The following is a 15,330-nucleotide window of genomic DNA, read 5'->3' on the forward strand; positions in this document are numbered from 1 at the left end:
CAAAAGCTATGACAAAGTTGAGCGTTAATATCAATAAGATTGCTACCCTTAGAAATTCAAGAGGTGGTGATGTTCCAAATGTGGTTCAATTTGCGAGAGATGTTCAAAAGTTTGGTGCACAGGGTGTCACAATTCATCCACGACCAGATGAGAGACATATTCGCTATCAAGATGTTTATGATTTAAAATCTGAAGTTTATACTGAATTTAACATTGAGGGTAACCCAATTCGTCAATTTATAGATATGGTGCTGGAAGTAAAGCCCACACAAGTTACTTTGGTGCCTGATGCGGAAGATGCCATTACGTCAAATGCGGGATGGGATACCATTAAGCATAAAGACTTCTTGGTAGACGTCATTAAAGAATTTAAACAGAACGGGATTCGTACTTCAATCTTTGTGGATCCATCATTAAAGCAAATTGAAGGTGCTAAAGCTACCGGAACTGATAGAATTGAACTTTATACCGAAGCCTATGCGGATGCCTATAGCTTGGGAAATAAAATGGGAATCAAACCTTATACAGACTGTGCGGTCTTGGCTAGCGCTTTGGGTCTGGGACTTAACGCAGGACATGACTTGTCTTTGGATAATATCAAATATTTCAAACAGAACATCCCTGATTTACTGGAAGTCTCCATTGGACATGCCTTAATCTCGGAGAGTTTGTATTTGGGCATTGAAAATGTCATCAATATGTATTTGAGGCAGTTGAAGTAGTGTTCAGTCTACAGTCTGCAGTAAGCAGTAAACAGTTTTCCCGCCTCCGTGAAATACTGCGGACGGGCAGGCAGTAGGCAGTCATCGGTCATCCGTCATCGGTCACAAATCAACAATCGTTAATCGTTAATCAAAAATCATCATGAATCTTCATTCAACTATTTTAGGCGAAGGCCAAGCATTTGTATTTCTCCATGGATTCTTGGGCATGAGCGACAATTGGAATACTCTAGGTACAAGATTCAGCGAAGATGGTTATCAGGTGCATCTTCTTGACCAACGTAATCACGGGCGCAGTTTTCATAGTGACGAATTTAACTATGAGGTGATGGTCGAAGATTTGAAACGTTATTGTGAGGAACACCAATTAAATGAGATTGTGCTTTTAGGGCATTCAATGGGTGGGAAAACCGCCATGTTGTTTGCCGTTGAGTATCCGGAAATGGTTTCTAAATTGATCATTGTTGATATTTCACCACGCTATTACCCAACCCATCATGACGCTATCCTTAAAGGTTTGTCAGCCTTAGATTTCCAAACGCTTAAAAGCAGAGGAGATGCCGATAAAGAATTAAAACATTATGTTTCTGATGTTGGTACACGACAGTTTTTGCTCAAAAATTTATATTGGAAAGAAAAAGGAAAGCTTGCATTGCGGATCAATTTAGAGGTTTTGAAAGAACAGGTCAATGAGGTAGGAGAGCCATTGCCAATGCATGTCAAGTTTGAAAAAGAAACCTTGTTTTTACGTGGAGATCGCTCAGAATATATTTCGTCGCAAGACGAAGGCCTGATCCAATCCCATTTTCCAATGGCCAAAATTCGAACCATCTCAAATGCGGGCCATTGGTTGCATGCTGAAAATCAGGAAGATTTCTATGCAGAGGTCAAGGATTTTTTAGACCGCTAATGAAACCTTTCTTATCTTTAATAAAAACAGAATAAAATGAATTTAATCATCAAATTATTAATAACCGCAGTTGCTGTGGTTGTTCTAGCAAAAGGACTTCCTGGCGTAGAAGTTGCCGGATTTACATCGGCAGTTATCCTTGCCATTGTGCTGGCGTTTCTTGACGCCATTATAAAACCAATCTTGGTTATTTTGACCTTGCCAATTACAATTCTTACATTAGGTTTATTTCTATTGGTAATCAATGCCTGCATCATTCTATTGGCAGACAAGTTTATGGGTGGTTTTAACGTCAGTGGATTTTGGGTGGCGCTCCTGTTTAGCTTGCTATTATCGTTTTTAGAATCTGTACTTTATTCACTGTTAGATAAAGACAAAAGATAGTCTATAAATCAAGTGTTTAAAAACTTTGTTCAGATTTAAAAAATTCGTACTTTTGCATCCCGATTTTCTGCTAGTCAAACAAGCATTATACGGTCTTTTTTCAGTAAGGAATAGATGTATATGTCGGACTAATTCTGCTTTTTTAGTAGAAACTTGGCAGATTTGAAATCACAAAAAAAATAATACGCCTATTGGCTTTATTAAATATAATATGAATATTACAAGAGAAAATATTGACGCATTAAATGCTGTTGTAAAAGTAGATATCGCTAAAGAAGACTATAGCGATAAGGTCGAAAAAATTCTTGCAGATTACCGTAAATCGGCTAACATCCCTGGATTTAGAAAAGGACATGTGCCAATGACCATGGTAAAAAAGCAATATGGAAAAGCTGTTTTGGTTGATGAGGTCAATAAGCTTTTGCAAGATGCGCTTAACAAGTATTTGACTGAAGAGAAATTGGACGTTTTAGGCAATCCTTTGCCAAAGGCCCAAGATGATTTAGACTGGGATGCTGATTCTTTTACATTTGAGTTTGAATTGGGTCTTGCACCACAATTTGAAGTAGAGCTTAAAGGTAAAAAGCCAATTACGCATTTTAACATTGTTGCAGATGATAAAATGATTGATGGCCAAGTGGAGCATATCCGTAAGCAATATGGTAAATTGGTGTCACAGGATGCCGTTACGAAAGAATCAGAAGTTACTGGAGTTTTTGTAAATGAAGAAAAAGAAATCAATAATAAAGCGACGTTTACTTTAGATAAAATAAAAAGTAAAACCGCCGAAAAATCATTGATCGGTGCTAAAGTTGGTGATGTTGTCACTTTAAAAACCAAAGACTTGTTCAATGATGATCATGATTTGATGAGCTTTTTGAAAGTTGCCCATGATGATGCTCATGAATTGGATGTTGACGTTACGTTTACAGTAGAAGAAGTGAACATCAGAGAATTGGCTGATTTAGACCAAGAGTTATTTGATAAATTATTTGGCAAAGATGTGGTATCATCTGTTACTGAATTGAAAACTAAGATCAAGGAAGATTCCGAAAAACAATTTGGACAACAAGGCGATCAGAAATTCCTGAACGATGTAACTGAATACTTGGTAGAGAATACAAAATTTGACCTTCCTGCAACCTTCCTTCAAAAATGGATGCAAACCGCTGGTGAAGATCCATTAGATGCAGATCAGGCTAAGGAAGAATATGAAAATTCTGAAAAAAGTATGCGTTACCAATTGATTGAAGGTAAATTAATTGAAAAATATAAGCTACAAGTTACTTTTGATGATTTGAAGGATTTCGCTAAAGAAATGATCAAGGTGCAAATGGCACAGTTTGGTCAAATGGATCCTCAAGATAAAGAGTTAGAGGACATTGCAGCACGTATTTTGTCCAATAAGGATGAAGTAAGACGTTTGTCAGAGCAATTGATGAGCCAAAAGCTGTTGGAACTTTACAAGAAAGAAGCGAACCTTAAAGTTAAGGAAATTTCTTATGATGATTTTGTAAAGGAGTTTTACAGCTAATAATTATAATTAAATCGTTATCTTTAGAGCGTAAAACTGTCAGGTTTTACGCTTTTTTTTGACATTGTAATCGTCATTCAATTTTCCCAGTGATGCTGGGGTTTTACGAATTTAAGAACTAAAAAATATTTATGAATTACGGAAAAGAATTTGAAAAATTCGCAATAAAAGATCAAGGTATCAGCAGTACCTATTACAATCAAATAATGAACAGTATGTATCCTGTTGGTTTGACGCCAAATATTATTGAAGAGCGTCAAATGAATGCAGTGGCTATGGACGTGTTTTCAAGATTGATGATGGATCGCATCATTTTTATGGGGACAGCGATCAATGACCAAGTAGCGAATATTATTCAGGCGCAATTGTTGTTTTTGGAAAGTACAGATGCTGCTAAGGACATTCAAATATATATCAATTCTCCAGGTGGAAGTGTGTATGCAGGACTTGGCATCTATGATACCATGCAGCTCATCAAACCAGATGTGGCGACTATATGTACAGGAATGGCGGCCTCAATGGGTGCCGTTTTATTATGTGCTGGAGCAAAAGGGAAACGCAGTGGATTGACGCATTCTCGTGTCATGATTCACCAACCTTTGGGAGGTGCTCAAGGACAAGCTAGTGATATTGAAATCACCGCTAGAGAGATCGTGACCTTAAAAGAAGAACTTTACAAAATCATCAGTAAACATACCGGTCAAGAATATGACAAGGTGTATGATGATAGTGATAGAGATTACTGGATGAAAGCGGAAAAAGCCAAAGAATATGGCATGATTGATGAGGTTTTATCGAGTTCAAAGAAACAATAATTACAGATTTCATCAATACCGATATAGTTTGTAATTTGAAAAAATGAGGAATTAAAAGAGTTATGGCAAAGGAAGATTTAGAATGTTCGTTTTGTGGTAGGAAAAAGCCAGAAACCAATTTGTTGATTGCAGGATTGGACGCGCATATATGTGATAGATGTATTGAGCAAGCCCATGGTATTGTTTTGGAAGAATCGAAACAGAGCGGCAATGCAGAATTGTCGTCAGAGTTGATGCTTAAAAAACCTATGCAGATCAAAAAGTTTCTTGATGAGTATATTATAGGTCAAGAATACACCAAAAAAGTTATGTCCGTTGCGGTTTACAACCATTACAAGCGGTTGTTGCAACCGGCAAGTAAAGATGATATTGAAATTCAGAAGAGTAATATCATCATGGTAGGACAAACCGGAACCGGGAAAACCTTAATGGCAAAAACCATCGCGAAAATGCTCAATGTGCCTTTGGCCATTGTGGACGCTACGGTATTGACAGAAGCTGGTTATGTTGGTGAAGATGTTGAAAGTATCTTGACGCGTTTATTACAAGTTGCCGATTATAATCTAGAAAAGGCCGAAAAGGGAATCGTATTCATAGATGAAATCGATAAGATTGCCCGTAAGAGTGATAATCCTTCAATTACCAGGGATGTTTCTGGAGAAGGTGTACAACAAGCCTTGTTGAAATTATTGGAAGGAACCACTGTAAACGTTCCACCAAAAGGAGGACGTAAGCATCCTGATCAAAAATTCATTGAAGTCAACACAGAGCATATTTTATTTATTGCTGGTGGTGCTTTTGATGGTATTGAACGCATGATTTCAAAACGTCTTAATATGGCTGCTATTGGTTACAAGGCCGCTTCTCAGGAAGATGTGATTGATACTGATAATTTACTGCAATATATCATCCCAAAAGATTTGAAGGATTTTGGACTCATTCCAGAAATCATCGGTCGTTTGCCGGTCTTAAGTTATATGGATCCTTTAGATGCTGAAACTTTAAGAGCTATTTTGACGCAGCCTAAAAATGCCATTATCAAGCAATACAAAAAGTTGTTTGAAATGGACGATATAAAGTTTACCATTACAGATGGTGCTTTGGATTTTATAGTTACAAAGGCTATTGAGTACAAATTGGGAGCGAGAGGCTTGAGATCTCTATGTGAAGAGATTTTAACTGATGCTATGTTTGAATTGCCAAGTAGCAAAGAGAAAAAGCTACACGTTACCAAAGAATACGCTGAAGACAAATTGGATAAAACCACTTTGAAACGATTGAAAGCAGTTTCATAAAGCTTTAAAACATATAAAAAAACAAAACCACTCTTTTCAGGGTGGTTTTTATTTTTTTTGGATTTAATAATTAATATTGCAGGAACAATGCTTTGAATATATGTTCAATAGAAATCTATTGTTTATGCACTTTGTAAGTCAGCGTTAATACACGTTTTTTGTGTTTTATTAGATGCTGTGATGTAAATATAATAGCATAATTGTAAGATAAAAATTACAATACCTGTTTTTAGATAAACCTTACTTTATTCTCGTCATAAAAACGGAAAGTGTAATATTTTCGGCTAAAATACAATTATACATTCAGCTTTAGGAGCGCATCCATATAATGACGGGTATTGGAAAGTCTTGGTACTTTATGTTGGCCGCCTAATTTATCTTGTTGTTTTAGCCAATCATAAAATAATTGTTGCCGTGCAATATTTATCTTAGGACTATTGAGCGTGATGTTGTTGTATCGTTTAGCTTCATAATCGGAGTTTAAAGATTTTAAAGCATTGTCCAATAGTTCGTTAAAGTAATTGATGTCTTCTGGAGGGGTTTTGAATTCAATGAGCCATTCATGCGCGCCTTTGTCTCTGCCGCTCATAAAAATGGGAGCAGCTGTATAATCAACAATTTGCGAATTCGTTTTCTTGCACACTTTCTTTAAGGCGTCTTCAGCATTTTCAATGATCAATTCTTCACCAAACACATTGATATGATGTTTTGTCCGCCCGCTAACTTTAATCCGATAGGGTTCCAACGACGTAAATCTAATGGTATCTCCAATCTTATAGCGCCAAAGTCCCGCATTGGTCGTAATGACCACAGCATAGTTTTTGTGGGTTTCAACCTCCGCTAACGGAATGATCCGTTGTTCTGGAGTGCCGTAGGCATCCATAGGAATGAATTCATAAAAAATGCCGTAATCTAACATGAGTAGCAACTCACTGGAACTGTTCTGGTCTTGGATGGCAAAAAATCCTTCAGACGCATTATAGATTTCATAATACCGAAAATCCTTTCTTGGTAAAATTGCTTTGTACTGATCTACATAAGGTAGAAAACTCACACCCCCGTGAAAATAAACTTCCAAGTTGGGCCAAATATCAAAGATGCTTTGCTTGTTTGTGGTTTCTAAAACATTGTTCAAAAGGACTAACATCCAGGACGGAACTCCAGCAAGGCTGGTCACATTTTCGTTAATGGTTTCATTAACTATCGCCTGCATTTTATGTTCCCAATCATTCATCAAAGATACTTTACTACTGGGAGTGCTGCTAAATTCTGCCCAGAATGGCATATTATCAATTAATATCGCTGATAAATCACCAAAAACCGTCCCGTTTTCTTTGTAAAGCTCTTTACTGCCCCCAAGCCTTAAGCTTTTTCCGGTAAATAATTGGGAGTTTTCATTATTGTTGAGGTACATGCACAATAAGTCCTTGCTGGCTGCATAGTGGCACTCTTCAAGAGATTCATTGCTTACGGGTATAAATTTACTTTTTGCATTAGTGGTTCCGCTCGATTTTGCGAACCATTTAATAGGCGAGGGCCAGAAAATATTGTTTTCGCCCATTCGGGATCTTTCAATATTGGCTTGATTTTCTTCGTAAGTTGAAATTGGAACTCTTTCGGCAAACGTTTGGTAATTTGTTATGCTTCCAAAGTCGTAGATCCTGCCAATTTCAGTGTCTTTAGCTGTCGTGAGCAAGTCCTGCAGCAATTCATTCTGTACTTCGTTAGGGTACTTTAGAAACAATTCAATTTGATGGAATCGCTTTTTCAAAAACCAGGAAGCAATTGAATTAACTAATGGGATTGGCATATTTATAGTATCTTTAAAGACTAAAAATAACACTTTTTTTAAATTAATTCTTCTAAATAAAAATATTAAATAAATGACGTACCAAGGGGTCTTGACCAAAATGGAAACTGAGTTTTCTCATCCTATTCAATACTATCTTGTTTTTGAAAATGACTTCATCAATATGAATCAGTTATTGGATAAAACAATCACGATCCAGTTTATTGGCTACCAATGTCTCAACTGCTCGCTTAACAAGCCAATTTATAGGCAAGGGTTTTGTAAAAGTTGTTTTTTTGATATCCCACAAGCTGCAGATTGGATTATGAAGCCAGAACTGAGTACAGCGCATTTGGATATAGAAGACCGTGATTTGGATTATGAGAAAAAGGTGCAGTTGAAACCCCATATTGTGTATTTGGCAAATTCCAGTAATGTCAAAGTTGGCGTGACCAGGAAATCACAGGTGCCAACGCGCTGGATTGACCAAGGCGCGCATGAAGCGATTGAAATTGTTGAAGTACCCAATAGATATTTGGCGGGTATTACAGAAGTTGCCCTAAAGGATTATGTGGCCGATAAAACCAATTGGCGCACCATGTTGAAGAATGAGATTGTTGATGAAGATCTGGTGGAATGGCGCGATCGATTAAAGCAATATATTCCTGCAGAAGTTTTAGAGTATTATATTGCCAATAATAAAGAAACGAATATTGAGTTTCCTGTTTTACAATATCCTGAGAAACCGAAAAGCCTGAATTTAGATAAAACACCAAACTATCAAGGTGTTTTAAAAGGGATCAAAGGGCAATATCTCATCTTTGAAGATCAAACGGTTTTTAATATCCGAGGCAGCGAAGGGTACGTCATTGCACTGTCAATAGCTTAGTGTTTCTTATTAACATTAATTTATAACTCTAAACTTTCCGAACACTACAACATTTTGTAATTTAAGGCTATGAAGGTCAATGCATAGAGTTGTATGGAGAGACTTATTAGCCACATTATTATCTGATTATTAAACTTTACTGCACTTCTATTTGGTAAATAAATGTTTGTACTATGTGTGATGACTTTCTGTGCATGAAACCTTAAATACAGAACTCATGAAAATTCCAGTAATGTTCTATGTGGTCATAACCACGCTGTTGTTAGTGACTTTAACCATCATGGTAGCTATGGACATGCCTCTAAATTGGGTGTTCTATCTAACGTGTTTGGGTCAGATCCTTGTAGTTGTAATGGCTTATAAAGTGCTGCGGGATAAATACGTCACTGATAAGACTTTTGAAGATTTTTACGAAGACCATCCCATTGGAAAATAAAAAATCACGTCATTATAGTAAAACGTGATTTTTTATTTCATTCTAAAAAGACTACATGTTTTCTTGATCTCTTAAATTTTGAATATAAGCTGCCTTTTGCATTTGTCTTCTCTTCCTGACAGACGGTTTAGTGAAATATTGATTTTCTCTTAAAGTCTGCATAACTTTCACATTTCTGTGTTTACGCTTATAACGCTTAATGGCGCGTTCTATATTTTCACCTTCTTTAATTTCAATTCTTAACATAAATAGTTTTTATAGTATATGGAATATTTAGGACTATCCTAAATACGTTTTTAAAATTCTACTCTTTGACGTGTGCTTTAATCGCTTAATGCCTTTTTCTCTAATTTGACGAACACGTTCTCTGGTTAAATCAAAGGTCTTGCCAATTTCATCTAAAGTCATCGGTGGCTGATTGCTCAATCCGAAATTCAATCGGATCACATCACTTTCTCTTTGTGATAGTGTGTTGAGCGCTCTGTCAATTTCCAAACTTAAAGATTCAGTCATTAAAAGACGATCCGGTCTTGGAGAATCACTAGAAGAAACAACATCATATAAACTTGATGTTTCTCCTTCTCTTAAAGGCGCGTCCATGGATACATGGCGTCCTGAAATTCTCATGGACTGTTTCACATCTTTAATGGTCAAATCCAATTCCTTGGCAATTTCTTCAGCACTTGGAGGGCGTTGGTGCGCTTGCTCCAAAAACGAATAGGCCTTATTGATCTTATTGATCGAACCAATTTTGTTCAAAGGTAATCTAACTATTCGAGATTGTTCTGCTAAAGCTTGAAGAATTGCTTGTCGAATCCACCAAACTGCGTAAGAAATAAATTTAAAACCTCTGGTTTCGTCAAAACGTTTAGCAGCTTTTACCAAACCAGCATTACCTTCATTGATTAAATCGGGTAAGGTCAACCCTTGATTTTGATATTGTTTAGCGACAGATACAACAAAACGAAGGTTAGCAGTGGTAAGCTTATCCAAAGCTTCCTGATCTCCTTCTCTAATACGTTGCGCCAATTCCACCTCTTCATCTGCTGTAATCAATGGCAGTTTACTAATATCCTGAAGATATTTATCAAGGGATTTGGATTCTCTGTTTGTAACCTGCTTTGTAATTTTTAATTGCCTCATGTAGTCTCTTTTGTTTTAATGAACGTTAACCCTACATTATAACTATTTAAACGACAAAAGCAAACAAACTCACAATACTTTAACATAATTCGATAATTTTTTTTAAATTGCAGGTTGTTTTGACCTCAAATCATGGAAATTCGTCAATTTTCTGAATAAATCGATAAACTTCCATTCTTTTAATTCACGCTATCTTTTTTCTTCTTTTGAGTGTTAAAAATATCTTTGATGGTCTTTTTTATAGCGTCACTACCAGTCTTAGTGCTATCCTTTTTTATTGGAGCGGTTTGGGTAGTGGTAGAATCCTTTGTGGTAGGTTCTGTTTCTGGGATCTGATTTGTGTTACCGCTCATAATGCCTCCCAAAAGATCCTTTATCTTATCTGTGCCTTTCCCAATTAATTTTTGTTTTTCAATCTCAATCAATTGTTTGGTCAAGTTGGTTATCCCACTCGTTAAGTCTGTCGAAATTTTTGGATTGGTAAATGACCCAGAAATGTTGGCGATTACCGGAATAGTGATTTTGTTGACTTCATTATCATTGATCTTTCCGATAAGACGGTTGATGTCACTTCCCAAATATTTGGCCGGCACATTAAAAACAGCATCATACGCCATGGTTTGATCAAAACCATGAGCTCCAGAAACCGTAATGCCAATATCTTGATATCTTAAATCAAAAGGTTTGATATTTACTTTACCGTCGGCAAATTCTAAATTTACCATTAAATTATTTAGATCCAGTTTGCCGAAATCTATAAAACTTAAGGCGCCTTCCAATTTCGATAATAATGGGCTCGCATTCTCATCGATGTCCGTAGTTAGCAATTGTGAATTTGCGGTACCGGAAATGGTATTTAAGTTTGGAGAAAATTCCTTGTCCAGAGTTCCTGATATTTTAATACTACTGTTCAGCTTTCCTTGAAGTACTTTCGCTATTGGCGCTAAGCTTTGTAATAATTCTAAATCATTGAAAGATTTTGCGATGTTAAAATTACTGGCATCCAGATTCAAATTAAAAGATGGCGTATCGGCTTTAGTACTGACATTTCCAGAAAGAGATAGAATACCGTCAAAAATACTTGAGCTCAAACTATTGATAGTGGCTTGTTGGTCTTTTATGGTCAAAACGCCTTTTACGTTTTTCAAATTTAGGTTGTCATAAATGACGGTGTTGGCATTTGCAGTAACTGTACATTCCAAGAACTTAGGAATTTTTAAACCTTCGGTTCTCGTTGCCGCTTTTTTAGAAGTCGCTGCTGTAGTGGTCTCGGTTTCTTCACTCATAAAATCGTTCAGTGCCAAAGTGTTTGAGCTCAGGTTGAAATTTCCTTTTAAGTTCACTTTCTTGCTCAGCATAAACCCGATTAAATTGTTGATGGTTCCTGTTGCCGAAAAATCACTTCGTCCCGTCTTCGCATTAAAACTATTTAAAGTTACCGTAGAGGGGTTGAAGGTCATCTCTGCTTTTGAAATATGCAGCGGTTCGTTCATGGCATCTGAAGTAAACACCAGGTCGCTGATCGTCGCATTTCCAGACGCCTTAATTCTATCGTAAGCACTGGTTTCAATGGCGTTCATATCAAAAGCCGTATTCAATTTGGCTTTTAGAATCCCGCTCAACTCATTTTCAAGTTCTATCGGGTAGGCTTTGGTAAGGTTTGCCAGGTTCAAGGTGCCATCCACATCGGCGGTGACTTGCATATTACCAGTTAGGTTTTTAATCAAAGCTGACGATCTGAACACATCACTATCAATTTTGAAGTTCAAGGTATTGATGGCTACATATGTGTCATCGGCGTTTCCAGTATCGTTTTTGATTTCTGTATCAATCACGATGTTTTCAACGCGCTTAGGCAAATCAGGATATTTAAATGATGCATTGTCAGATTTGATGCTGATATCCAATGTTGGAATGGTAGTTTCTGTTACCTTTCCTTTTATGATGCCATGGATCTTGAAATTTCCGGTCGTTTCAACATTATCCAAGTTTTTGGAATAGGCTTCTGGGATTACCGCTAAAAAATCTTTAAACGATGATCCGGTATTTGTGAAAGATAGATCAATATTTTGACCTTCCTCTATAAGCTGAACAAATCCATTAAATTCAATTGGCAATTGATTGATCAATGCTTTGTTTTCTTTGAAGGTGTATTTTTGAGCGTTTAGATCCATGTCTATCAACGCATCCAGCTTGATATGGTTATTGTTCAAATAATTGGTGCTATCCATGGTCAAACTCACCTTGGCTTCCGACTTTGTGTCAAGTTCAGAGACATCACCTGAGAAGGTGCCTTTGCCTGTATGGTTCAATTCCGTCACATAAAATTGCATGTCTCCAGGGATGTCAATATACGTAAGCGCACTGTTTTTGATGCTGTAGTCCTTGATGTCAAAAGAAAAATTAGATGCCGTTGTGTCTTGAGGGTTCTCGCTTTCTTTTACAATATCGTAATTGACGTTTCCAAACGCATCGGTTTTTAAGGTCAATAGTGCTTCATTGACATTGATGGAGTTGACAATAATAGCTTCATCAGCAGATTTAAATAGCTCTTTTACCGACATGGTGAAATTTATGTTTTTTGCGGTCACGAAGGTTTCATCCTTAAAAGGTTCGAAATTGGTGATGACCAAATCGCTGACCTCCACATGAGCCTGTGGAAAACTTCGGAATAAACTTAAGTTCACATCACTAAACTCAACATTGGCGTTGAGGTTTTGATTGATAAAGTTTTTGACCATGCCCTTGATCTGCGATTGGAAAACAAAAGGTAACGCAATCAATAGGACAATGATTATTAATAAGGTAATACCGGTGATTTTTAGAAATTTCTTCATTGAAAAATTTAGTTTTTCCTCCCACAAAGTGAAAGGCAATAGTTTAGTAAGTATATATACGCAAAGTTTATTGCAAAGGTCGGGCAAATGTTAAAGTTTAATAAAACTTTAGCAAATTTTTAAGAGGTCAATTTTTTATATTTTTTGGGCGAGATCGTTTTTCATAAATAGGGGAATACTTACATGTAAAGATACTTTAACGAGAATGACCATCAGTACTTTTAAATTAATTTTTTTCACCTAAAATAGCACACAAAATGATTTTGTTTTCTTTATTTTGGCATCAGATATGAATCAACCGCATAAAGTTTACATCGCACTTGGCAGCAATAAAGGCGACAGATTAAAGCATCTGCAAGATGCTATTGACCTTGTTTTTAAGCGCGTCGGAAAAATCAATATTATTTCAAGAGTCTACAATACGCCAGCTTTGGGTTTTGAAGAAGGTGCATCAGCTGAGTATTTTTATAATGCCTGTGTTTTTGTTGACACGCATTATTCTGCCGAAGAAGTGATGATCAAACTTTTAGACATTGAAACGGAGCTCGGTCGCACACGGCAATTGAGTGGCGTTTATGAATCCAGAACGATTGATTTGGACGTGATTTTTTTTGATGACGATATTATCAATTCGGAACTAATTACGACACCGCATCCTCAAATGCACAAACGTAAATTTGTGTTGCAGCCTTTATATGATATCGCCCCAAAAATGATGCATCCCAAACTTGGAACATCGGTTTTGCAGCTTTTAGAAACCTGTGAAGATCAAAGTGCAATTGAACCCATTAATATATGGCTAAAGAACCCAATGAAGGTATATGGCTTTGGAGACTTTAATTATATTGCTATTGAAGGGAATATTGGTGCAGGAAAAACAAGTTTGGCATATCAGATTTCCAACGATTTTAATGGAAAGTTGATCTTGGAGCGTTTTGCTGACAATCCGTTTTTACCGAAATTTTACGAGGAACCGCAACGCTATGCCTTTACTTTGGAAATGTCATTTCTGGCCGATCGCTATCAGCAGATTAGTGATGATTTGTCGCAGTTGGATTTGTTCAAGGATTTTATGGTGAGTGATTATGATATTTATAAATCGTTGATTTTTTCAAAGATAACCTTGCCCGAGGATGAATTTCGACTCTACAGAAAGCTCTTTTATTTAATGTATAAAGACATCGCCAAACCTGATTTGTATGTCTATTTGTACCAGAACACGACGCGGCTGCAAGAGAACATCAAAAAGCGTGGTCGCGATTATGAGCAGAACATTCAAAATGACTATCTCGAAAAGATCAATACAGGTTATCTTGAATTTTTAAAAAATCAGACGGAACTCAACGTTAAGATCATTGATATTTCAGATCGTGATTTTGTGGAGAATCGAGCCGATTATTTATGGATTTTGGATGAGATTTGTAGAAAAACAGAAGCTTGAAGTGGGAACCTTGTAGCACGAAGTAAAGAGAAGTCCTAAAATAATTATATAATTTATTTAAAGTGATAATTCTTTTTCAAGTTGTTCCTCTTCTGAATTAATTTTTTCAATTGCTTTTTGTCTTGCCAACTCCATATATAATGTCCTATGAAGCAACAAACCGTATAGCCAAATGCGGTCATCAGGACTAAATCAAGATAGTTATAGTCGTTTATTTGGAGCGCCGATTTACTTTTAAAACCAGCAGCCGAAGTTTGATGCGTTGGTGCCCAAAAGGAAATAAAAATCCCGAAACCAATGATTTTCCAGATATTTCTAACGAAAAATCCGGTTTGGGTTCTTATGTTTTCAATTTTATATTCAGTTGCAAGAAGCGCTTTTCTTTTGTAGTCCATATCAAAAATGATAGGCTGTTAAATTCACCTTATTTTAATGTTCTCATTTTGCAAAACACATCCCACACCACCAGACCGCAACTCACTGAGATATTCAACGAATGTTTCGTCCCAAATTGCGGAATCTCCAAAATCAAATCACTGGCACTGACCACATTTTGCGCCACGCCTTTCACTTCATTGCCAAATACCAGCGCATAAGTCGTATTTGGTTGAGGCGTAAAGTCGTTTAGCATCACCGATTGTTCAGCTTGTTCAATGGAAGCGATAATAACATGATCCGATTTAAGTTTTTGGATGACATCGAGGGTGTTTTCAACATATTCCCAGGCCACAGTTTCAGTACTTCCCAAAGCTGTTTTGTGAATGTCTTTGTGCGGTGGTGTTGCCGTAATGCCACACAAGTATATTTTTTCAACCAAAAAAGCGTCTGAAGTTCTAAATACGGAGCCTATATTGTTTAAGCTTCTAATATTGTCCAGAACAATAATAATCGGTGTTTTTTCTGTGCTCTTAAATTCGTCAACACTCAATCGGTCGAGTTCGCTATTTTTCAGTTTTCTCATTGAATATTTTTATTCATTCCCGCGAAGGCGGGAATCTCTTTGCCTATTTCCAATTCCCGCGAAGGCGGGAATCTTAAAGTTTTATAAGCCTCTCAGGATTTCAAAATCTGAGAGGTTTCAATAACAAGTCAATTCAGCTGAAGGTGCAAATCTTTCAAATTTCGCCAAAATCCT

Annotated in this window: 15 protein-coding genes; 9 read left to right on the forward strand and 6 right to left on the reverse strand. The window is 36.7% G+C overall.

What is annotated here, in order from left to right:
- Positions 1–8: 8 nt before the first annotated feature.
- The 6 genes from ESZ48_RS03820 to clpX all read left to right on the forward strand — a co-directional run bounded on the left by ESZ48_RS03820 (position 9) and on the right by clpX (position 5,660).
- Entirely contained in the window at positions 9–722 is a 714-nt protein-coding gene (locus ESZ48_RS03820; RefSeq protein WP_129015963.1) for a pyridoxine 5'-phosphate synthase, read from the forward strand.
- A 142-nt stretch (positions 723–864) separates the two neighbouring features.
- Positions 865–1,632 carry an alpha/beta fold hydrolase gene (locus tag ESZ48_RS03825; RefSeq protein ID WP_129015964.1) on the forward strand — a complete coding sequence of 256 codons (768 nt, stop codon included), beginning with the start codon at positions 865–867 and terminating at the stop codon, positions 1,630–1,632.
- A 36-nt stretch (positions 1,633–1,668) separates the two neighbouring features.
- A complete protein-coding gene (locus tag ESZ48_RS03830; RefSeq protein WP_129015965.1) occupies positions 1,669–2,016 on the forward strand; it encodes a phage holin family protein in 348 nt (115 codons plus the stop codon).
- A gap of 211 nt (positions 2,017–2,227) precedes the next feature.
- Positions 2,228–3,550, forward strand: coding sequence for a trigger factor (tig, locus tag ESZ48_RS03835; RefSeq protein WP_129015966.1), 1,323 nt, complete (start codon positions 2,228–2,230; stop codon positions 3,548–3,550).
- Between the two features lie 131 nt (positions 3,551–3,681).
- On the forward strand, positions 3,682–4,365 hold the full coding sequence (clpP, locus tag ESZ48_RS03840) for an ATP-dependent Clp endopeptidase proteolytic subunit ClpP (protein WP_129015967.1): 684 nt from the start codon (positions 3,682–3,684) through the stop codon (positions 4,363–4,365).
- Positions 4,366–4,427: 62 nt separating this feature from the next.
- On the forward strand, positions 4,428–5,660 hold the full coding sequence (gene clpX, locus ESZ48_RS03845) for an ATP-dependent Clp protease ATP-binding subunit ClpX (RefSeq protein ID WP_129015968.1): 1,233 nt from the start codon (positions 4,428–4,430) through the stop codon (positions 5,658–5,660).
- A gap of 295 nt (positions 5,661–5,955) precedes the next feature.
- Here the strand turns inward: clpX and ESZ48_RS03850 are convergent, their stop codons facing one another.
- The gene (locus ESZ48_RS03850) at positions 5,956–7,470 is read right to left on the reverse strand and encodes a GH3 auxin-responsive promoter family protein (protein ID WP_129015969.1); all 1,515 of its coding nucleotides are present in this window, start codon (positions 7,468–7,470) and stop codon (positions 5,956–5,958) included.
- A gap of 73 nt (positions 7,471–7,543) precedes the next feature.
- On the opposite strand from ESZ48_RS03850, the gene ESZ48_RS03855 reads away from it, so the two are divergent.
- Positions 7,544–8,338, forward strand: coding sequence for a DUF2797 domain-containing protein (locus tag ESZ48_RS03855; protein WP_129015970.1), 795 nt, complete (start codon positions 7,544–7,546; stop codon positions 8,336–8,338).
- A 217-nt stretch (positions 8,339–8,555) separates the two neighbouring features.
- The gene (locus ESZ48_RS03860) at positions 8,556–8,774 is read left to right on the forward strand and encodes a DUF2101 family protein (protein ID WP_129015971.1); all 219 of its coding nucleotides are present in this window, start codon (positions 8,556–8,558) and stop codon (positions 8,772–8,774) included.
- Between the two features lie 51 nt (positions 8,775–8,825).
- On the opposite strand, the gene rpsU is transcribed toward ESZ48_RS03860, so the two are convergent.
- The 3 genes from rpsU to ESZ48_RS03875 all read right to left on the reverse strand — a co-directional run bounded on the left by rpsU (position 8,826) and on the right by ESZ48_RS03875 (position 12,754).
- Complete coding sequence (gene rpsU / locus ESZ48_RS03865) at positions 8,826–9,020, reverse strand: 30S ribosomal protein S21 (RefSeq protein WP_129015972.1); 195 nt, start codon at positions 9,018–9,020, stop codon at positions 8,826–8,828.
- Between the two features lie 33 nt (positions 9,021–9,053).
- Complete coding sequence (locus ESZ48_RS03870; protein ID WP_129015973.1) at positions 9,054–9,917, reverse strand: sigma-70 family RNA polymerase sigma factor; 864 nt, start codon at positions 9,915–9,917, stop codon at positions 9,054–9,056.
- A gap of 179 nt (positions 9,918–10,096) precedes the next feature.
- A complete protein-coding gene (locus tag ESZ48_RS03875; RefSeq protein WP_129015974.1) occupies positions 10,097–12,754 on the reverse strand; it encodes an AsmA-like C-terminal region-containing protein in 2,658 nt (885 codons plus the stop codon).
- 289 nt (positions 12,755–13,043) lie between these two features.
- Between ESZ48_RS03875 and folK the strand changes: the two genes are divergently transcribed.
- Positions 13,044–14,195, forward strand: coding sequence for a 2-amino-4-hydroxy-6-hydroxymethyldihydropteridine diphosphokinase (gene folK / locus ESZ48_RS03880; protein ID WP_129015975.1), 1,152 nt, complete (start codon positions 13,044–13,046; stop codon positions 14,193–14,195).
- Between the two features lie 53 nt (positions 14,196–14,248).
- Here the strand turns inward: folK and ESZ48_RS03885 are convergent, their stop codons facing one another.
- Both ESZ48_RS03885 and ESZ48_RS03890 read right to left on the reverse strand, forming a co-directional pair.
- Positions 14,249–14,590 (reverse strand): hypothetical protein, encoded by a 342-nt coding sequence (locus ESZ48_RS03885; RefSeq protein WP_129015976.1) that lies wholly within the window; start codon positions 14,588–14,590, stop codon positions 14,249–14,251.
- Between the two features lie 29 nt (positions 14,591–14,619).
- Complete coding sequence (locus ESZ48_RS03890; RefSeq protein ID WP_129015977.1) at positions 14,620–15,156, reverse strand: RNA methyltransferase; 537 nt, start codon at positions 15,154–15,156, stop codon at positions 14,620–14,622.
- Positions 15,157–15,330: the final 174 nt, after the last annotated feature.

The sequence above is a fragment of the Gelidibacter gilvus genome (assembly GCF_004115975.1).
Taxonomy (GTDB): Bacteria; Bacteroidota; Bacteroidia; order Flavobacteriales; family Flavobacteriaceae; genus Gelidibacter; species Gelidibacter gilvus.